The organism is Micromonospora sp. WMMD1076 (genome assembly GCF_029581475.1).
Classification (GTDB): Bacteria; Actinomycetota; Actinomycetes; order Mycobacteriales; family Micromonosporaceae; genus Micromonospora; species Micromonospora aurantiaca.
On the sequence record NZ_CP120862.1, the window covers coordinates 2,294,660 to 2,310,180 of the forward strand.

Annotated in this window: 13 protein-coding genes; 10 read left to right on the forward strand and 3 right to left on the reverse strand. The window is 70.0% G+C overall.

What is annotated here, in order from left to right:
- Positions 1-193: 193 nt before the first annotated feature.
- Positions 194-535 (forward strand): hypothetical protein, encoded by a 342-nt coding sequence (locus O7622_RS11255; protein ID WP_282313294.1) that lies wholly within the window; start codon positions 194-196, stop codon positions 533-535.
- A gap of 5 nt (positions 536-540) precedes the next feature.
- On the opposite strand, the gene O7622_RS11260 is transcribed toward O7622_RS11255, so the two are convergent.
- Both O7622_RS11260 and O7622_RS11265 read right to left on the reverse strand, forming a co-directional pair.
- A complete protein-coding gene (locus O7622_RS11260; protein WP_282313295.1) occupies positions 541-1,719 on the reverse strand; it encodes a DNA-processing protein DprA in 1,179 nt (392 codons plus the stop codon).
- Positions 1,716-2,555 (reverse strand): ATP-binding protein, encoded by an 840-nt coding sequence (locus O7622_RS11265; protein WP_282313296.1) that lies wholly within the window; start codon positions 2,553-2,555, stop codon positions 1,716-1,718. The genes O7622_RS11260 and O7622_RS11265 overlap by 4 nt, the downstream gene beginning before the upstream one ends.
- On the opposite strand from O7622_RS11265, the gene O7622_RS11270 reads away from it, so the two are divergent.
- The 6 genes from O7622_RS11270 to O7622_RS11295 all read left to right on the forward strand — a co-directional run bounded on the left by O7622_RS11270 (position 2,470) and on the right by O7622_RS11295 (position 8,095).
- On the forward strand, positions 2,470-3,975 hold the full coding sequence (locus tag O7622_RS11270; RefSeq protein ID WP_282313297.1) for a recombinase family protein: 1,506 nt from the start codon (positions 2,470-2,472) through the stop codon (positions 3,973-3,975). The genes O7622_RS11265 and O7622_RS11270 overlap by 86 nt on opposite strands.
- Before the next feature lie 117 nt (positions 3,976-4,092).
- A complete protein-coding gene (locus O7622_RS11275) occupies positions 4,093-4,320 on the forward strand; it encodes a hypothetical protein (protein ID WP_282313298.1) in 228 nt (75 codons plus the stop codon).
- Positions 4,317-4,841, forward strand: coding sequence for a hypothetical protein (locus O7622_RS11280; RefSeq protein WP_282313299.1), 525 nt, complete (start codon positions 4,317-4,319; stop codon positions 4,839-4,841). Before O7622_RS11275 ends, O7622_RS11280 begins: the two co-directional genes overlap by 4 nt.
- Positions 4,842-4,908: 67 nt before the next feature.
- Positions 4,909-5,157 (forward strand): hypothetical protein, encoded by a 249-nt coding sequence (locus O7622_RS11285; protein WP_282313300.1) that lies wholly within the window; start codon positions 4,909-4,911, stop codon positions 5,155-5,157.
- The gene (locus tag O7622_RS11290) at positions 5,154-5,366 is read left to right on the forward strand and encodes a hypothetical protein (RefSeq protein WP_282313301.1); all 213 of its coding nucleotides are present in this window, start codon (positions 5,154-5,156) and stop codon (positions 5,364-5,366) included. The genes O7622_RS11285 and O7622_RS11290 overlap by 4 nt, the downstream gene beginning before the upstream one ends.
- 356 nt (positions 5,367-5,722) lie before the next feature.
- Positions 5,723-8,095, forward strand: coding sequence for a hypothetical protein (locus O7622_RS11295; protein WP_282313302.1), 2,373 nt, complete (start codon positions 5,723-5,725; stop codon positions 8,093-8,095).
- A 404-nt stretch (positions 8,096-8,499) separates the two neighbouring features.
- Here the strand turns inward: O7622_RS11295 and O7622_RS11300 are convergent, their stop codons facing one another.
- The gene (locus O7622_RS11300) at positions 8,500-8,703 is read right to left on the reverse strand and encodes a hypothetical protein (RefSeq protein WP_282313303.1); all 204 of its coding nucleotides are present in this window, start codon (positions 8,701-8,703) and stop codon (positions 8,500-8,502) included.
- 209 nt (positions 8,704-8,912) lie between these two features.
- Here O7622_RS11300 and O7622_RS11305 point away from each other — a divergent pair, with 209 nt between their 5' ends.
- The 3 genes from O7622_RS11305 (at position 8,913) to O7622_RS11315 (ending at position 15,418) form a co-directional block, all read left to right on the forward strand.
- Positions 8,913-9,221: a hypothetical protein gene (locus tag O7622_RS11305; protein WP_282313305.1), complete on the forward strand. Its 309-nt coding sequence runs from the start codon at positions 8,913-8,915 to the stop codon at positions 9,219-9,221.
- Positions 9,222-10,284: 1,063 nt separating this feature from the next.
- Positions 10,285-11,658, forward strand: coding sequence for a phage major capsid protein (locus O7622_RS11310; protein ID WP_282313306.1), 1,374 nt, complete (start codon positions 10,285-10,287; stop codon positions 11,656-11,658).
- A gap of 406 nt (positions 11,659-12,064) precedes the next feature.
- On the forward strand, positions 12,065-15,418 hold the full coding sequence (locus O7622_RS11315; RefSeq protein WP_282313307.1) for a hypothetical protein: 3,354 nt from the start codon (positions 12,065-12,067) through the stop codon (positions 15,416-15,418).
- Positions 15,419-15,521 lie beyond the last annotated feature (103 nt).

The following is a 15,521-nucleotide window of genomic DNA, read 5'->3' on the forward strand; positions in this document are numbered from 1 at the left end:
GCGTGGGGCAGGTGACGACGCGCTGAGCGGGCTGGCAGAAGCCGGTCTGGACAGGGGAAACTCATGCTGCGGCACGCTCCGGTGCGGCGACCGGCGGGCAGCGTGGCCGAGCCGGCCCCGACGGAGGGTCGATCCGGCCGCGATCAGGCCAACGCGTCCCCGTGACGGTGACGCCGGTACGAGGAGGCCGAGAGTGGGAGTGGACGCCGTCCTCTACCGGCAGATATCGGCGGGCACCGGTCGTCGGCGGCCCGCGTACGTCTCGATCGAGGTCGTGGCGGATCCGCAGGACGTGCTGCTCGACCTGCTCAAGCGTGTCCGCGGCCGTGGGCGGACCCCGCTGCTGGACCGCGTCGACCCGCTCGGTGAGCTGACAGTCGGCGCCGAGCGGATGCCGCAACTGCTCGCCGAGCTGCGGTGCCTCGCCGAGGTGGCCGGGGCGCCGGCCGAGGTCGACCACGTCCACCTGCTGGCCCGGCTCGTCCGCCGATGTGCGGAGCGCCGTGACGCCGAGATCCGGTTCGAGGGCGACTGACACGCTCACGTCCGGGCGGCCGGTGGCGGCGCGAGCGCGTAGCCGCCGTCGCGGCGTACCACCATCGCCAGTTCCTCCAGCATGGACAGCTTGCGCATGGCGGTACGCAGGTCCACCCCCGCGCGCGCCGCGACGCTCTCCAGGTCGAGCGTTCGGCGGCGGGGTAATGCCTCCAGTACCTGGGTGGCCTCCTCGTCGAGCCGGTCCCGAGGGCGTTCGGGGGCCCGGGCGGGCGGGGCCAGGTCGTACCCGATCCGCCCCACCTCCTCCAGCACGTGCGCGACGTTAGTGACCAGCCGCGCCTCCGGCCGCTCCCGCAGCACCTCATGCCCGCCGACCGACATGGCTGACGTCACCGGCCCGGGCACCACCATCGCCGGGCGGCGCAGGCCGAGCGCCCGGTTGAGCGTCTGGGTGGCGCCGCTGCGGGCGGCGGCCTCGACGAGCACCGTGCCGCTCGTCGCCGCCGCGATCACCCGGTTGCGGATGAGGAACCGTTGACGCAGCGGCTCCGCGCCCGGAATCCACTCGCTCACCAGGAGGCCGGTCTCGGCGATCCGGTCGAACAGCGCGGTGTTGCCCATCGGGTACGGGCGGTCCACGCCGCAGGCGAGCACGGCGACGGTGCGCCCGCCCGCTGTCAACGCCCCACGGTGCGCGGCGGAGTCGATGCCGAACGCGCCACCGGACACGACTGTCCACTCCCGGTCGGCCAGGCCGTAGCCCAGCTCGGTGGCGATGTGCGTGCCGTAGGGGGTGGCCGCCCGGGCGCCGACCACCGCCACCGAGCGCGCCAGCGCCTCACCGAGCGGCCACGCTCCGCGTACCCAGAAGCAGAGCGGAGGGTCGGTCTCCACGTCGACCCGCCGGGTGGCACCGGACAGCGCCAGCCGGCGCAGGTCGCCGACCTGGGCGGGCCATTCGTCGTCCTCCGGGGTGACCAGGCGGGCGCCGAGCCGTTCGCCGCGGGCCAGCGCGTCCGCCGCGACCGCCCGGGCGTCGCCGGAGACGCCGCGTGCCGCGACGGCCGACCGCAGTGCCCGCTCCGGCGCCTCGCCGGACAGCAGCAGGTCGAGCGTGGCGACCGGGCCGATCCGGTCGACCAGTGCGTACACCGACCGGGTGCCGGGCTCGGCGAGCCAGGTGAGCGCGACCCGCGCCAGCCGGCGGTCGTCGGCGCTCACGCGACCTCACCGGTCCGGAGCTGGATGGCCTCCGCGACGTCGTCGTGGCCGGGCCGGTCCCGCCCGTCCAGGTCGGCGATGGTCCAGGCGAGGCGGAGTACGCGGTCGTAGCCGCGCGCGGACAGCGAACCGGTGTCGAGCCGGTGCCGCAGGTCCGTGGTGACCCGGGCGGGCAGGTGCCACGGCGGCCGGCGCAGGTACGGGCCGGGGACGTCGGCGTTCACCCGGTGCCCGGTGGCCGCCCAGCGGTCGGCGGCCGCATGCCGCGCGGCGACGACCCGGGCGGCGACGGTGGCCGAGGACTCGTGCGTGGCGTCGGTGCTCAGCAGCTCCGCCGCGCGTACCGCAGTCAACCGGACCTGCACGTCCACCCGGTCGAGCAGCGGACCCGACAACCGTCCCAGGTAGCGCCGCCGGGCCGCCGGCGGGCACTCGCAGTCGACGTCGCCGGAGGGCTTCGCGCAGGGACACGGGTTGGCCGCCAGCACCAGCTGGGTGCGGGCCGGGTACTCGGTGGCGCCGCGGGTACGCGCCACCCGCACCCGGCCGCTCTCCAGCGGCTGCCGCAACGCCTCCAGCGCGCCCTTGCTGAACTCGGGTGCCTCGTCCAGGAACAGGACCCCGCGGTGGGCGAGCGACACCGCGCCGGGCCGGGCCAGCCCGGAACCGCCTCCGACGAGCGCGGGCACACCCGCTGTGTCAGCAGGGGCGGGGTTGCTTCTGAGACAAAGACCGTGTTCCGATCCCAGCATGACGACCGAGATACTCCGGGGGTACCTCCGGATCAGCCAGGACCGACAGGGGCGCAGCACCTCAACTGAGCGCCAAGACGCCATCCTGACCGAGCACTGCGCGCGGCTGGGCTGGACGTACCACCCGAACCCGTACGTCGACCGGGGCCTGTCGGCCTCCTCCTACGGCAGCAAGCCCCGGCCCGACTTCGCGGCTCTGATGGCGGATCTGGCGGGCGGGACGCTCGGCGCGTCGGTCGTCGGCATCTATGAGTCGTCCCGGGGCAGTCGGCAGCCAGCAGAATGGGAAGAGCTAATCCGGCTTGCCCGCGCGGCTCGCGTGCGGTTCTACGTCGCCACCCACGGCCGGGTCTACGACCCCCGCAACTCCAGGGACCGGCGGAGTCTGCGCGAGGACGCAACCGATTCGGCGTACGAGTCGGACAAGACCAGCGAGCGGGTAACCGCAGACGCCGCTGTGAAGGCGGCCGAGGGCAGGCCCTGGGGGAACCTGCCGTACGGGTTCATGCGGGTGCGCGACCCGAGGACCGGAGCGCTCGTCGCCCAGGTGCCGCATCCGCAGGAGGCACCGAACGTGCGGGACCTGTTCGAGAAGCTGGCCGACCGGTGGACTTTGGCCGCCATCGCCAGGCAGTGGGAGGGCCGGGGGGTGCTCAACGCCAGCGGCCGACCGTTCAGCCCAAAGCACCTGCGGCAGCTTGCGATCAAGCCTGCCTACGCCGGGTGGAGGGTCCACCACCCGAGGGCGGACCGAGAGGAGGGATTGCCGCCTCGGGTTTACTCGGCGAAGTGGGAACCGCTGGTACCGCCGGAGCTGTTCGACACGGTACAGGCCATCCTGCGCGACCCGACCCGCAAGACCACCCGGGCAGGGCTCGGCATTCACCTCAGTACGGCGGTCGTCCGGTGCGGAGTGTGCGGGGGCCCGACCTCATCCAGCGAGCGCGGAGGCGAACCCCGGCACCTGAGGTGCCACGACCGCGACTGCCTCCAAATCAACCAAGAGTTCATCGACTACCTGGTTGAGGAAGCGATCATCGACGCGCTGACGGACGAGAGCCTGACGAGGCGGCCAGGCGGGACGGACGAGCGACTCGACCAGGTGCGCGCCGAGCTGGCCGCCGTCCGGCTGCAACTGACCGACCTCGCCGCAGCGGTGGCCGCCCGCAAAATCTCGGTCTTGCTCGCTGCCTCGGCCGAACCGCCGCTGCGGCAGGAGCTGGCCCGGCTTGAGGCCCTCGACCGGGAGCTGTCGGTGCCGCCGGTCCTGTCTCGGTTCGTCGCCCCGGCCGACACCGAGGCCCGTAAGCGGTGGGCCGGGATGCCGATGTCGGCCCGGCGGGACGCGGCCCGCGCGCTGTGTGTCCCGGGGCGTCTCGGAGTGCCGACGGTGCACCGGACGACCGATCGGGGCTGGTGTGCGGCCCGGGAGCACGAGAGGCCCCTCCAAACCTGCGTGCACACCGTGGGGCGTCGACTCACCTGGGAGGAAGCTGCGGTTTAGATCGCTTTGTGTGGCGGGCGGGCGGCGTGGTCCCCTAGTGGGGTACAGGGCCTCGGCCCCCGTGCGACATCTCCCACCCCTGGGTCTCTATCCGTTCCAAACCGATAGGACCTTGAGATGTCAGAGCTTCACAAGGCTGCGGGCCGCATTGGACCGCTGACCCAACGCCACGGTGCCGACTCGCCCGAGGTCGCGGCGGCCAAGACCGAAATGCGGGTCGTCCGCATCGAACTCGCCATCTGCGACCTGATCAACTCGGCCCCCGCCCCGACCCCGGAGCAGCTCGACCGGCTGCGGCGGCTGCTGCCGCCCGTCGGCATCACCGGATCGGCGGTGGCCGCATGAGCGCCGACATCCCCGCCCGGGACCCCCGGATCGAGATCCGGTACACCGACGACGACCCGACCCCGCGCCCGACCGAGGTGCACGAGCCGGAACCTTTCGAGGTCGACTGCCCGCACCTGCGACACCAGCTCGGCACCCCGGCTGCATGGCTGCCGACCAAGGGGCACGCGCTGCTGACCCAACTGGCGATGCCGATCAGCCTCGCGCTCGGTCGGCCGGTCGCCGCCCTCGGGTTGGCCGAGGACCAGGGGCCGCTGATCTGCTGCTGCGCCGACCTGAACGTGCGGCAGGCCCTCGACGCGGGAGCGATCGTCGCAGTCCCGGCGACCGAGTACGACACCCGGCAGGTGTTGACCCTGCTGGAGCTGCCGCCGGGGGCGAAGGTCGACGTCAACTGTGCGGTCATCAACAGCCCGGGTGAGCCGTCCGTCTTCGTGCTCGGGATCTCGCTCGGGACGATGCGGGTCTTGGCCACCCTGGCGACCTTGCGGGAGGTGACCGACGGTGGCGACAACGACTGACCGGCGGCGGACCAGCCCGAGGGGCAAACGCGGGACGAACAGGGGCCGGGGCCCGGTACAGATCAGCGTGAAGCGCAGCAGCCACGCCCGGATCGTCCTGGTGCACCTGCTGGCCTACAGCGCCGGACCCGACGGGTGGGCGAACTACTCGGAGTTGCTGGCCGCCTGCGGACGTCGGGGGATCACCGAGCCGCAGTTCCAAGCCGAACTGGGCCGGTTGTGCGACGAGGGCCTCGTGTCGACCGCCCAGCACCGGACCCCGGCGGGGGTCCGCTTCAACCAATACCGAATCGACGGGGAGGTCAAGGTCCGATGAAGACCACGGAGAAGCCGAAGTTCACCAGGGGCGATCAGGTCGTGGCCGCCGGGTTGGCCGGGGAGGTCGTCGACCCGGACGCGGGTACCGCCGGGGGCGATCGGGTGTACGGACAGCCGGAACGTCTCGTCTCGGTCCGGTGGGCTGGCGAGACGACCCCGGTCGAGGTGCGGGAGTCCCTGCTGACCAAGCGAGGGTCGAAGCGATGAGCCCGACGATGCGGCACGCGGCCGAAGTCCAGCGGGCGGTGGCGGCCCTGCTGCAACTCGTCCAGCGGGCAATCGCGACAGCCGAACGGCGAGCGGAATAGAGCTGAGCCGCCTCGGGGGATGGCGGCCCCCGGGCGGCTCCACAACTCGTGATCTAGGAGCAGCAAAACATGAGCTTTACCGATGTGGCAACTCCGCAGTTCGGACCCCAGCAGGTCACGGCCCGGCTCGACCTTGAGCAGGTCACCGGCTGGCTGCGCCGACTTTGCCCGCCCGGGACCCCGGGCCTGGTCTGGATCGGATCGAAGTCGACGCACTTCCGGGGCGAGCGGTTCCAGCCCGAAGACCTGCCCGCGATGCTGCGCGAGGTGCGCAAGCGCGAACGGGACCCCGGGGTCTTCGTTCGCATGTCCACCATCCGGCCCGAGGCCGAGAAGCGGGGGACCGCCGAGGATTCGGTGGCGCTGTTCGGCCTGTGGGCCGACATCGACATCGAAGGACCGGGGCACAAACACGACCCGAGCAGGTACGAGGGCCGTCGGCTGCCGCCCGACCAGGCAGCGGCCGAGGCGATCGTGGCCCACCTGCCCGAACCGACCGCCTGGATCGCTTCGGGCGGGGGTTACTACCCGATGTGGCTGCCGGTTCGCCCTTGGGTGCTCGGCCGGGATCTGACCGCCGAGCAGTGGGTGGAGCTGTCCGAGGACCTGCAGGCCAGCGTTTACGAGGCGGCCAAGCAGAACGGGTGGCATTTTGGGGTGGGCACCGGGGACATCGCTCGGATCCTGCGCATCCCGGGGACGGTGAACCGCAAGATCGAGGGTGACCCGAGGCCCTGCTACGTCGAGTGGGGCGGGGGCCCGAACTACACGTACGAGGAGCTGCGCGCCGCAATCCCGCAGCGCGAGAAGGCCCCGGCGAGGCCCTCCGCTGCCCCGCCCGCGAGTCGACAGGCCCCGATCCCGGTGCCGGTACCCTCGGCCCGTCTCGTGGCTCCCGTGAACGGATACGAGAGCGACGGACTGAGCCCGGCGGAGTGGTTCAACCAGAACAACGACCTGTGCGCGCTGTTGGAGGCCGACGGGTGGACGTTCGCGGGCGAGCGGCAGGGACGACGCGACTACGCCCGGCCCGGCAAGCACCCGCGTGACGGGATCTCGGGCAACGTCATGGACGACGGGGGCCGACAGGTGTTGTACGTGTTCAGCGAGTCGGCCGGGTTGCCGACCCAGCAGGGGTTGTCGCCGTTCGACTGGTACGCCGAGCGGCACCACGGCGGGAACGCGCAGGAAGCCGCCCGGCAGATCCGGGGCCTGATGCCCAAGAAGGCCCCGACGATGGCCCCCGGAGCCACGGGGAGCGCACAGATGGCCGGGCCGGGGCTGCCTGCGACCGTCCGAAGCGTCGAAGAGGGGTTCTGGGCCCGTCGCCCAGTGCTGGCCGCGATCCGGCAGTCGGCTCGGGTCCGTCGGGTCGGCCCGTTCGCCGTTCTCGGTGCGGTCCTGGCGCAGGTCGCCTGTCGGATCGGGCCCCACGTGGTGTTGCCGCCGACGGTCGGAGGGGTCGGGTCGCTCAACCTGTTCGTCGGGCTGGTCGGGCCCTCCGGTGCGGGCAAGGATGCCGCGATCGACACGGCAGACGAGATCCTCGGCCGGGGTGCGCCGAACGCGCGGGTGGAAGCCGCAAGTGGGCAGGGCATCGACGCCGCGTTCACCCACCCGCACCCCAAGGAGGGGCCGATCCAGTTCTGCGACTCGGTACTGTTCGAAGTCTCGGAGATCGACTCGCTGGCCGCAGCCGCCGGGATGAACGGATCGACGACCATGCCGACGCTACGCAAGGTCTTCACCGGCAAGGCCCTCGGCGCGCACTACGCCGCGAAGGACAAACGCCGACCGGTCGGCCAGCACAAGTACCGCGCCGCGTTGGTCGCGGGCATCCAGCCCGCACGCGCCGGGGTGCTGCTCGATGACGCAGACGGTGGAACCCCGCAGCGTTGGGTGTGGCTGCCGACCAACGACCCGACCCGGTACCGGGGCCGGTTCGCCATGCCGGAACAGGTCATCGAGATCGGGTGGACCGACTACGACACCTACAGCGCGGTCGGGGTCCAGCCCGACGATGAGCCGGTCAAGCACAAGGATCGGGTCGTGGTGGAGATCTGCCCAACGGCCGAACAGGCGATCCTTGCCGTCCAGGAGGCGAAACTCGGTGCAGATCTGATCGGGCAAGCGGGCGACCTGCAGGGGCACGCCCTCTTCACCCGCTTGAAGGTCGCCGCCCTGCTCGGGTTCCTTGGGCAGCGCCGGGGCCCGGCCGAAGTGACCGAGGAAGATTGGGAAATCGCCGGACTGCTGATGACGGTTTCGGAGCACACCCGGGGGCTGTGCCAGCAGGTGCTCGCGGAGAAGGCCCGGCAGACCTCGGTGGCCCGGGGCAGATCCCGCGCCCGGCAGGCAGAAGCCGAAGCCGACGAGGCGGCCAACATCGCAGACGAGCGGCAGCAGCGGATCGAAGAGCTGACCGGCAAGGCGGTGGAGAAGCTCAAGGCGGCGGGCGGTACCGAAATGTCACCCCGGGAGCTGCTCAAGGGCTGCATGGACGGCGCGACCCGAGCCCGGCTCGGTGACGAGGTGCTCGCCCAGGTGGTCGAGGTCGCCGGGGTGCAGCAGGGGCCGGAGGTCAGCGCCGGGGGCCGGAAGATCCGGAAGCTGAGGTGGATCGGGTAGGCCGAGCGGTCGGCCCACGGGTGCCGGTCGGGGTGTGAGCCTCGACCGGCACCGTCGTGTCTGGAGGCGGCCAGCACAACAAGTCATCGGGGAGCGGGGAGCACGACCAGTTAGCGGGGAGCGGGGAGCGGGGAGAAGGGTATCCCTGTGGGGTATCGCAGCGGAGGAGCCCAGGTAGGGGCCTCTCTTTCATCATTCTTACTTCTTGTAACTACGGAGGGCGCCACGGCTATACGAGAAGTGACAGCAGCGGGGGAGACAGCTCTCATGTCCCCGATGCCCCTCGTCTCCCCGCTCCCCGCTCCCCGCTAACGAGGAGTGATGGCCGGCGCGTTCTGGCCGCCGACTCGCCCACCGGCCCCGGGCGACCCCAGCCCCCGCCCGGGATCGCCCGGGAACCCCGGTCACGCCTCGCGCTTCAACACGAAGTTGATCGCCGTGAGCAACACGATCAGGGTCGCTCCGAAGGCACCCCCCCCGGCGAGCAGGGCCTTGCCCACGCTCGGGTCGAGTGCCCAGGAGATCCACCCGGTGACGAGGCCGACGAGGCTGGCCGCCAGGACGGCGACGAGCAGCAGCAGCACCCGGGTAGAGACGTTGTTGGCCATCGAGGGGGAACCTCCACTAGACGCAATGATCCCTTTTGGATCTGCGGTGGGTTCCAGGCCCTGCGGCTTCGCCTTGCTTCGCAAGATGCCAACCCAGACTGGCCCGTGTCAAGGATTTGCTCAGTTCGCACTTCGCTAACCATCGGAAAGTACCCATACACGACAAAATTCCCTAGCCCGTGCCCCGAACCTCGTGGTCCGATCCCGGCATGACCGAAGAGGACATCGCCTTCACCGCCGTGACCCTCGTGCGGCTGCTAGACCGGTACGGCACCATGCCGGGCCGACGCCTGATCGACGGAACCCACGGCTTCCGCCAGGTCGCCAAGGAAGCGCTGCCCTGGCTGGTGCAGCTCGGGATCGTCACCCGCAGGCACCGCATGGAGCTGGGAGGCAACCTGTACTCCCTCGCCGTCCCGTGCACCCCCGAACTGCTCGAACGGATCAGACCCACCCCACCCCTGCCCGAGCTGGAGCGGGAACCTACCCCCACCCACGTCCACTTGGCCGCCCGATGAGGAGAAGTACCAGGCCCCGACCGGGTTACCGACCTGGAGAACCCGCCTGCCCCTGCTGTGCCGGACCGAGGGCAGTTAAGCGACGGATCGCCCGAGGATGGAAGTGGCGACCCCGGCTCGGCTGGCACCCCAGCTAACGAGCCCTCTCCGTTGGCCTCCGTCGGCCTCGTCCGGCCCGAGGGTGCGTCGATACCCACGACCACGCTCCGATTCAAGGACGGACAAGCGAGAGGCCACGACGATACCGACGGACGACAGACAACAGCCGCTCTTTTCAGAGCCGACCGGCACGGAGACCCCGCCACTCGCCGTTGCTTCTCTCTCTCCGAAGTCTCGGGGACTCTGCCGGGCCTTGCTGCCGGTTGAAATCTGCTGGTGGGATTGGGGGATGAAACCGATACGTGCGAAGCGACCGAGGTCGCACCGTCGGTACCGCGTGGCACGAGAGCTGATGTTCCAGTTCTATGGAACCGAATGCCACCTCTGCGGGCATGGTGGGGCGAGGGAAGCTGACCACCTCACCCCGATTCGGGATTTGCCGAATCAGACCCCGGACCCCCACGCGATGCGGCCAGCCCACGGGGCCCTGTACAAGAGGCGAGATGGGACGGTCCTGCGGGATAACCGGTGCCCGACCTGCGGCAAGGCGTGCAACCAGAGCCGGGGGGCTAAGCCTCTTGTTGGTGTGGCCGCCTCGGAGGTCGAAGGCCCGGCCGAGGACTTCGTTGACGACGAGTGGTGAGCGCAGTCATATCGCCTCGGCCCGGCGCAAAACCGCATGTTGGAATGGAATCAAGCGCACGGCGGTATTGCCACGAGGGTCTTCTCATTGCCCCTCCGATGGCTCTAAAGCTCGGCTCTTAAACCCTCCCCTCAGAGGGTGCCGAAGCTGCCACCACCGAACGCCCAGCGGGGTTTAACCTCCGCTCCCGGCCCGGCACCCGGAGCACCACTCCGGCCCGCCACCCGGGGCCCCCAAGTCGAGTGTCAATGCGACTTCCGGGTCACCGGAGCGCGGAATGGGAGTGGTAAGTAAATGGACCTCAACAAGGTTCTCGCTCGGATGCAGGACATCCTCGACGGTGCCGAGTCCGCCGGACGTGACCTGACCGCCGAGGAGGCGGAGGAGTTCGACCGTCTGGAGCGTCAGGCCAAGGACGGCGAGCAGACCGAGCAGCAGGAGCGGCAGGCCCGTTCGGAGCGTGTCCAGCGGTCCCGGTCGAAGTGGAACAGCGTCGAGGTGGGCGAGGTCAAGAACGACCCGTTCGACATCGACCTGCGCCGGGCCGACTCGCAGACTGTCCTGAGCCGGGCCCGCAGCCTGGTCGGTCAGGACAACGGCGAGGTCACCGAGCACCTGTCGACCGAGCAGCGCTCGACCGTCGACAAGCTGCTGCGGACCTACAACGACGCGTCGGACAACACCGACCTCGCGCGTCGGCTGCTGGCGACCTCCCGGCCGGAGTACCGCACGGCGTTCATGAAGTTCGCCGCCGGACGGGCGGACGAGATCTCCGACCCGGAGCGCCGGGCGGTCGCTGAGGTGCGGGCCCTGGCCATCGGCACCCCCTCGGCGGGCGGGTACGCGGTCCCGGTGGTGGTCGACCCGACCATCATCCTGACCGCCCAGGAGACGCCGAACCCGATCCTGCGCAAGGCCCGGGTCGAGCGGATCACCACCGACAGGTGGAAGGGCCTCAGCTCGGCCGGGATGTCGTGGAAGTGGGACGCCGAGGGTGCCGCGTCGAACGACAACAGCCCGACGATCTCCGCGCCGGAGGTCAAGACCTTCCGCGCCGACGGGTTCATCCCGTACTCGATCGAGGTCGAGATGGACTGGCCGAGCTTCGCCTCCAACATGGCGATGCTGATGGAGTCCGGTTACGATGAGCTGGTCACCCAGGCCCTCACCAACGGCAACGGCACCACCGCGCCGAAGGGCATCATCACGGCGGTGGTCGCGGCCGGGGGCAAGACGGTCCAGGTGGCGACCTCGGCGACGCTGGCCGCCTCCGACGTGTACAAGCTGTGGGCGGCCCTGCCGCAGCGGTACCGGGCCCCGGGTCGCCGGAACGACAACGCCTGGATGTCCTCGACTTCGGTGGAGAACATCATCCGGCAGGCGGGCACGACGGACCCGAACTTCTCGGTGAACATCACCGCCGAGGGCATCCCGGTGCTGTTCAACCGGGAGTTCCTGGAGAACGACCTCATGCCGTCGATGCCGACCGGGACCACCACCGACCCGCTGCTGCTGGTCGGGGACTTCAAGCAGTACCTGGTCGCCCAGCGTATGGGCATGACGGTCGAGCGCATCCAGATGCTGTTCGACCCGGCGAACAACCGCCCGACCGGTCAGCGGGGCATGGTCGCCTACGCGCGGCTCGGTGCCGACATCGTGGACGCCAACGCGTTCCGGCTGCTGATCAACAAGTGACCCTGACCCCTCGTCGGCTGGCCGCCCGACCAGGCAGCCAGCCGACAGGGACGGGCGACCTTGAAGGGAGGTCGGGAGATGAACTACGCACTGTTGGCGCGACAGGCACGGCACATGCGGCTGCAGGTTGACCTGACCGGTCACTACCGGGGCCCGTTGGGCGAGCAGCGCCGATGCGCCGGGCCTGGCTGTCGCGCCGTCTGTGGCCGCTACGACGGTGGTCGGGCCGATGTGTTCTGTCGGGACTGCCGCGAGCAGCGGTCGTCGGAGCCCACGCCGCGCGAGCGACTGGCCGCCCTGCGACAGCAGCTCGCCAAGTAGAACCTCCGCCCGAGGCCCCCGGCTCTGGGGTGGGGCCGCTGGGCCCCGGGCGGGGCACCACCCCTCAAGCTTGTAGGAGTAGGCGATGACGTTCTCGTTGGTCCCTCTGGCCGCCTCGGTGGAGCTGCTGATCGGTGGCAACGTCGGCTGGGTCGACATCACCGAGGATGTCCGGCTGGAGTCGGCCAGCAGCGGGGGCGGCATCCAGATCACCCGGGGGATGTCGGCGGAAGGTAGGCGGGCCGATCCGGGGCGGTGCCTGTTCACGGTCGACAACCGGTCGGGTCGGTACTCGCCGCGTAACCCGATGGGCGAGTGGTTCGGGCTGTTCGGGCGGAACACCCCGGTTCGGGTTGGGGTCGACCTCACCGCGGACTCATTCACCCGAACCGTAGGCGCCGGGTGGGGTCAAACCGACGACGGGCGGACCTGGGCCCCCTACAGCGGCACGAACGCCGACCTTTCGGTCAACGGCAGCCACGCGCGGATGCTCCACCCCACTATCAACGTTGTTCGGGGCGCTCGTCTCGACCAGGATTGGCAGGACGCCGAGCAGGTAACCCGCATCTCGGTCCCGGCGGTCGCCACCGGGGCCTCGGTCGTGGCCGGTCACGTGGCCCGGCACCAGACCGGTAGCGGGGACTACTACTGGCTGCGGCTGGAGTTCGACGTAGCGGGGGCCATCTCGGCGAAGATCTCCAAGCGGGTCGGCGGGGTGTGGACCGAGCTGGCAGTCAGCAGCCAGATTCCCGGTCTGAGCTACACGGCGGGGCAGTGGTACAACCTGCGTTCGAGTGTGTGCGGTCGCCGCCTGTCGCTGAAGGTGTGGCCCGATGGCACCCCCGAGCCGGTTGGCTGGATGCTCTCGGCGGTGGACGATTCGATTCTCACTCCGGGACGGACCGGGTTGGCATCTTGGGTGGTCGGCGGTAACACGAACACCAGCCCCGAAGTCCGGTTCGACGGCTACCGCGTGGTGAACCGCCGATTCTTCGGGGAGATCGCGGAATGGCCGCTGCGCGGTGATGTCGGCGGCTTCGACCAGTGGGTGCCAGTCGAAGCGTTCGGCATCCTCCGGCGGCTGAACATGAACAATGCCCCGGTGAAGTCGCCTCTGCGCCGGACGATCGAGGCGACATCGCCGGTCGCATACTGGCCGGGCGAGGACGGGCGGTCGTCGAACTCGGTGGCCTCGGCCATCGCGGGGCACCCCCCGCTGCTCATGTCGGGCAGTCCTGAGTTTGTCGATGTCGAAGACTATGTGGGGCAGACGAGGACGTTCCGGTACGGGTCGGCATCGCTGGTGGACCTGTCGACCGGGACCATGATGGGAGCCCGGACGACAAGCGGTGTCACGGCGGCCACCGGGTCAGCGTGGACAGTCCACGTGCGTGCCGACGTCGATCCCTCCTCGATCTCTGGCGATTTCCCGCTGATCGAGTGGGCGTGCGCCGACGGGACCAGATACCGGATCGTGGTCAACCCGCTGGGCAGTCGGCTGGTGAGGATCACCAAGGCCGGTACGGCTACGACCCTGATCAATGGTGATCTCCCGTTGGGCCTGGCCGCCTGGTCGGTATCGGCGAAACAGACCGGTGGGAACATCACCTACACGTACCGCAGCGCGTACGACCAGAGCACGGTGGTAGCGGGCAGCCTGACGGGGATCCAGCAGGTGGCGCTGAACCCGGACAGGGCAACAGCGACCCGGCAAACCTGCGCCGGCCATCTCGCGATCTGGTCAGGCGATGCGGTGCCGTACCTGGACGTGGACAGCTCGACCGACGTCTACGGGCAGACGGTTTTCAGCGTCGGCCTGTCCGCATGGAACGAGTCGGCGCAGGCCCGGATGGTTCGGCTGTGCGCCGAAGAGGGGATTCCGCTGGACATCGCCCCCGTCGGAAGCCAGAGGGCAACCCGGATGGGCTGGCAGCCGACCGGGACGCTGCTGGAACTGCTGGCCGAGTGCGTCGAGGTCGAGGGAGGCGTGCTGGTTGAGCAGCGCGACGGGCTGGGGCTGGCCTACCGGTCCCGCTGGGAAATGTACAACCAAGACCCGGTGCCGCTGTCCTATGGGCAGCTCTCACCGCCGTTCGAGCCGGTCGAGGATGACCGCGCGCTCGCCAACGTCGTCACCGTAGAGCGGAGCGGAGGCAGCAGCGTCACTCTCGCCGAGACTTCGGGACCGCTCGCTGCGCTGGACATGCCGGTCGGGGTTGGGGTGTACGAGTCCTCCACCAAGCTCAACCTTGCGACGGACGGCCAGCTCCGCGACCAGGCTGGTTGGCGGCTGCATCTCGGAACAGTCAGCGAGGCTCGATACCCCTCGATCACCGTCGATTTCTCGGCTCCTCCCTGGGTCGCCTCAGGCCCGGCCCTGACGTCTCGCGCTCAGTCGCTTGACTCCGGCGACATCCTCGTGTTGACCGACCTGCCTGCCTGGTGCCCGCCGGGCCCGGTCAAGGCGATGGTCCGGGGGTACACCGAGTCGCTCGACGCGTTCCGGTGGGATCTGACCTGGAACGCGGCTCCCGGCTCGCCCTGGTACGTCGGGGCAGCCCAACAAACCCGGGTGGCCTCGGGTCGGGGGCACTCCCGCCTTGCTTTGCCGGTGGCTGCTGCTGATCTCGCGGCGACGATGGTCACTAGCCTGGAGAACGGCCCGTGGACCGAGGACCCGGCCCACTTCCCGCAGAACCTCGTGATCGGCGGTGAGCTGGTCACCGTCTCGGCGATCGGCCCGGCGGTCAGCGACACCTTCACCCGCACCGTCTCGAACGGGTGGGGTCTGAGCTGGGACCTGCTCAACGGGGCGGCCAGCGAGTACGCCGTGTCGGGCACGGTCGGCACCATCGCCCCGGCTGTCGTCAATTCGGATCGGCTGGCTGCCTGGAAGGTGGGAGGCCCGGACCAGGACGTCAAGGTGTTGGTAAAAGGGCTGGCGTCCAACCCGGTCGGGGCGAACGTCTCGCAGGGTCTGGTGAGCAGGCTTGCTGACGGATCGAACTTCTATCGGGCAGTCCTCGGTTTCACCCCTGCTGGGGCAGTCGGCCTGTTCCTGCACAAGCGTGTCGGGGGTGTCCTCACAGCCCTCGGGGCGGGGGCGAGCCTGACCGGGGCGGCCACCCAAGATTGGTACCTGCGGCTGGAGTGCCGAGGGGACCGGATCTCCGCCAAGGCATGGCCCGCCTCCGGCACCGAACCCCGGATCTGGCAGGTGGTCGTCACCGACAGCTCATTGCCGACCGGCGACTATGCCGGGGTGGTCGGTCGGCGGGAGACAGGCAACACCTCGCCGCTAGCCCAAGGGTTCGACAACTTCGTGGTTCTCAATCCGCAGAAACTGACGATCTCTGCTCGGGCGGTGAATGGCGTGGCCCGGGGCTGGTCCGCCGGGACTGAGGTGCAGATCGAGGACCCCCGGGTTTTCGCGCTCTAGCTCGACCCCGGGCCCTGTCGGTCCGGGGTCGACGCGTATTCGATCGCACCTGAACACGCCCGGGGTGCGCGGAGGGATTGTGTCATTTCCTACCTACATGATG

Coding starts and splice junctions, on each gene's coding strand:
- O7622_RS11315 (WP_282313307.1), top strand. CDS start 12,065: ATGACGTTCTCGTTGGTCCCTCTGGCCGCCTCGGTGGAGCTGCTGATC.
- O7622_RS11270 (WP_282313297.1), top strand. CDS start 2,470: ATGACGACCGAGATACTCCGGGGGTACCTCCGGATCAGCCAGGACCGA.
- O7622_RS11295 (WP_282313302.1), top strand. CDS start 5,723: ATGCTGCGCGAGGTGCGCAAGCGCGAACGGGACCCCGGGGTCTTCGTT.
- O7622_RS11280 (WP_282313299.1), top strand. CDS start 4,317: ATGAGCGCCGACATCCCCGCCCGGGACCCCCGGATCGAGATCCGGTAC.
- O7622_RS11300 (WP_282313303.1), bottom strand. CDS start 8,703: ATGGCCAACAACGTCTCTACCCGGGTGCTGCTGCTGCTCGTCGCCGTC.
- O7622_RS11275 (WP_282313298.1), top strand. CDS start 4,093: ATGTCAGAGCTTCACAAGGCTGCGGGCCGCATTGGACCGCTGACCCAA.
- O7622_RS11265 (WP_282313296.1), bottom strand. CDS start 2,555: ATGGCGTCTTGGCGCTCAGTTGAGGTGCTGCGCCCCTGTCGGTCCTGG.
- O7622_RS11305 (WP_282313305.1), top strand. CDS start 8,913: ATGACCGAAGAGGACATCGCCTTCACCGCCGTGACCCTCGTGCGGCTG.
- O7622_RS11290 (WP_282313301.1), top strand. CDS start 5,154: ATGAAGACCACGGAGAAGCCGAAGTTCACCAGGGGCGATCAGGTCGTG.
- O7622_RS11310 (WP_282313306.1), top strand. CDS start 10,285: ATGCAGGACATCCTCGACGGTGCCGAGTCCGCCGGACGTGACCTGACC.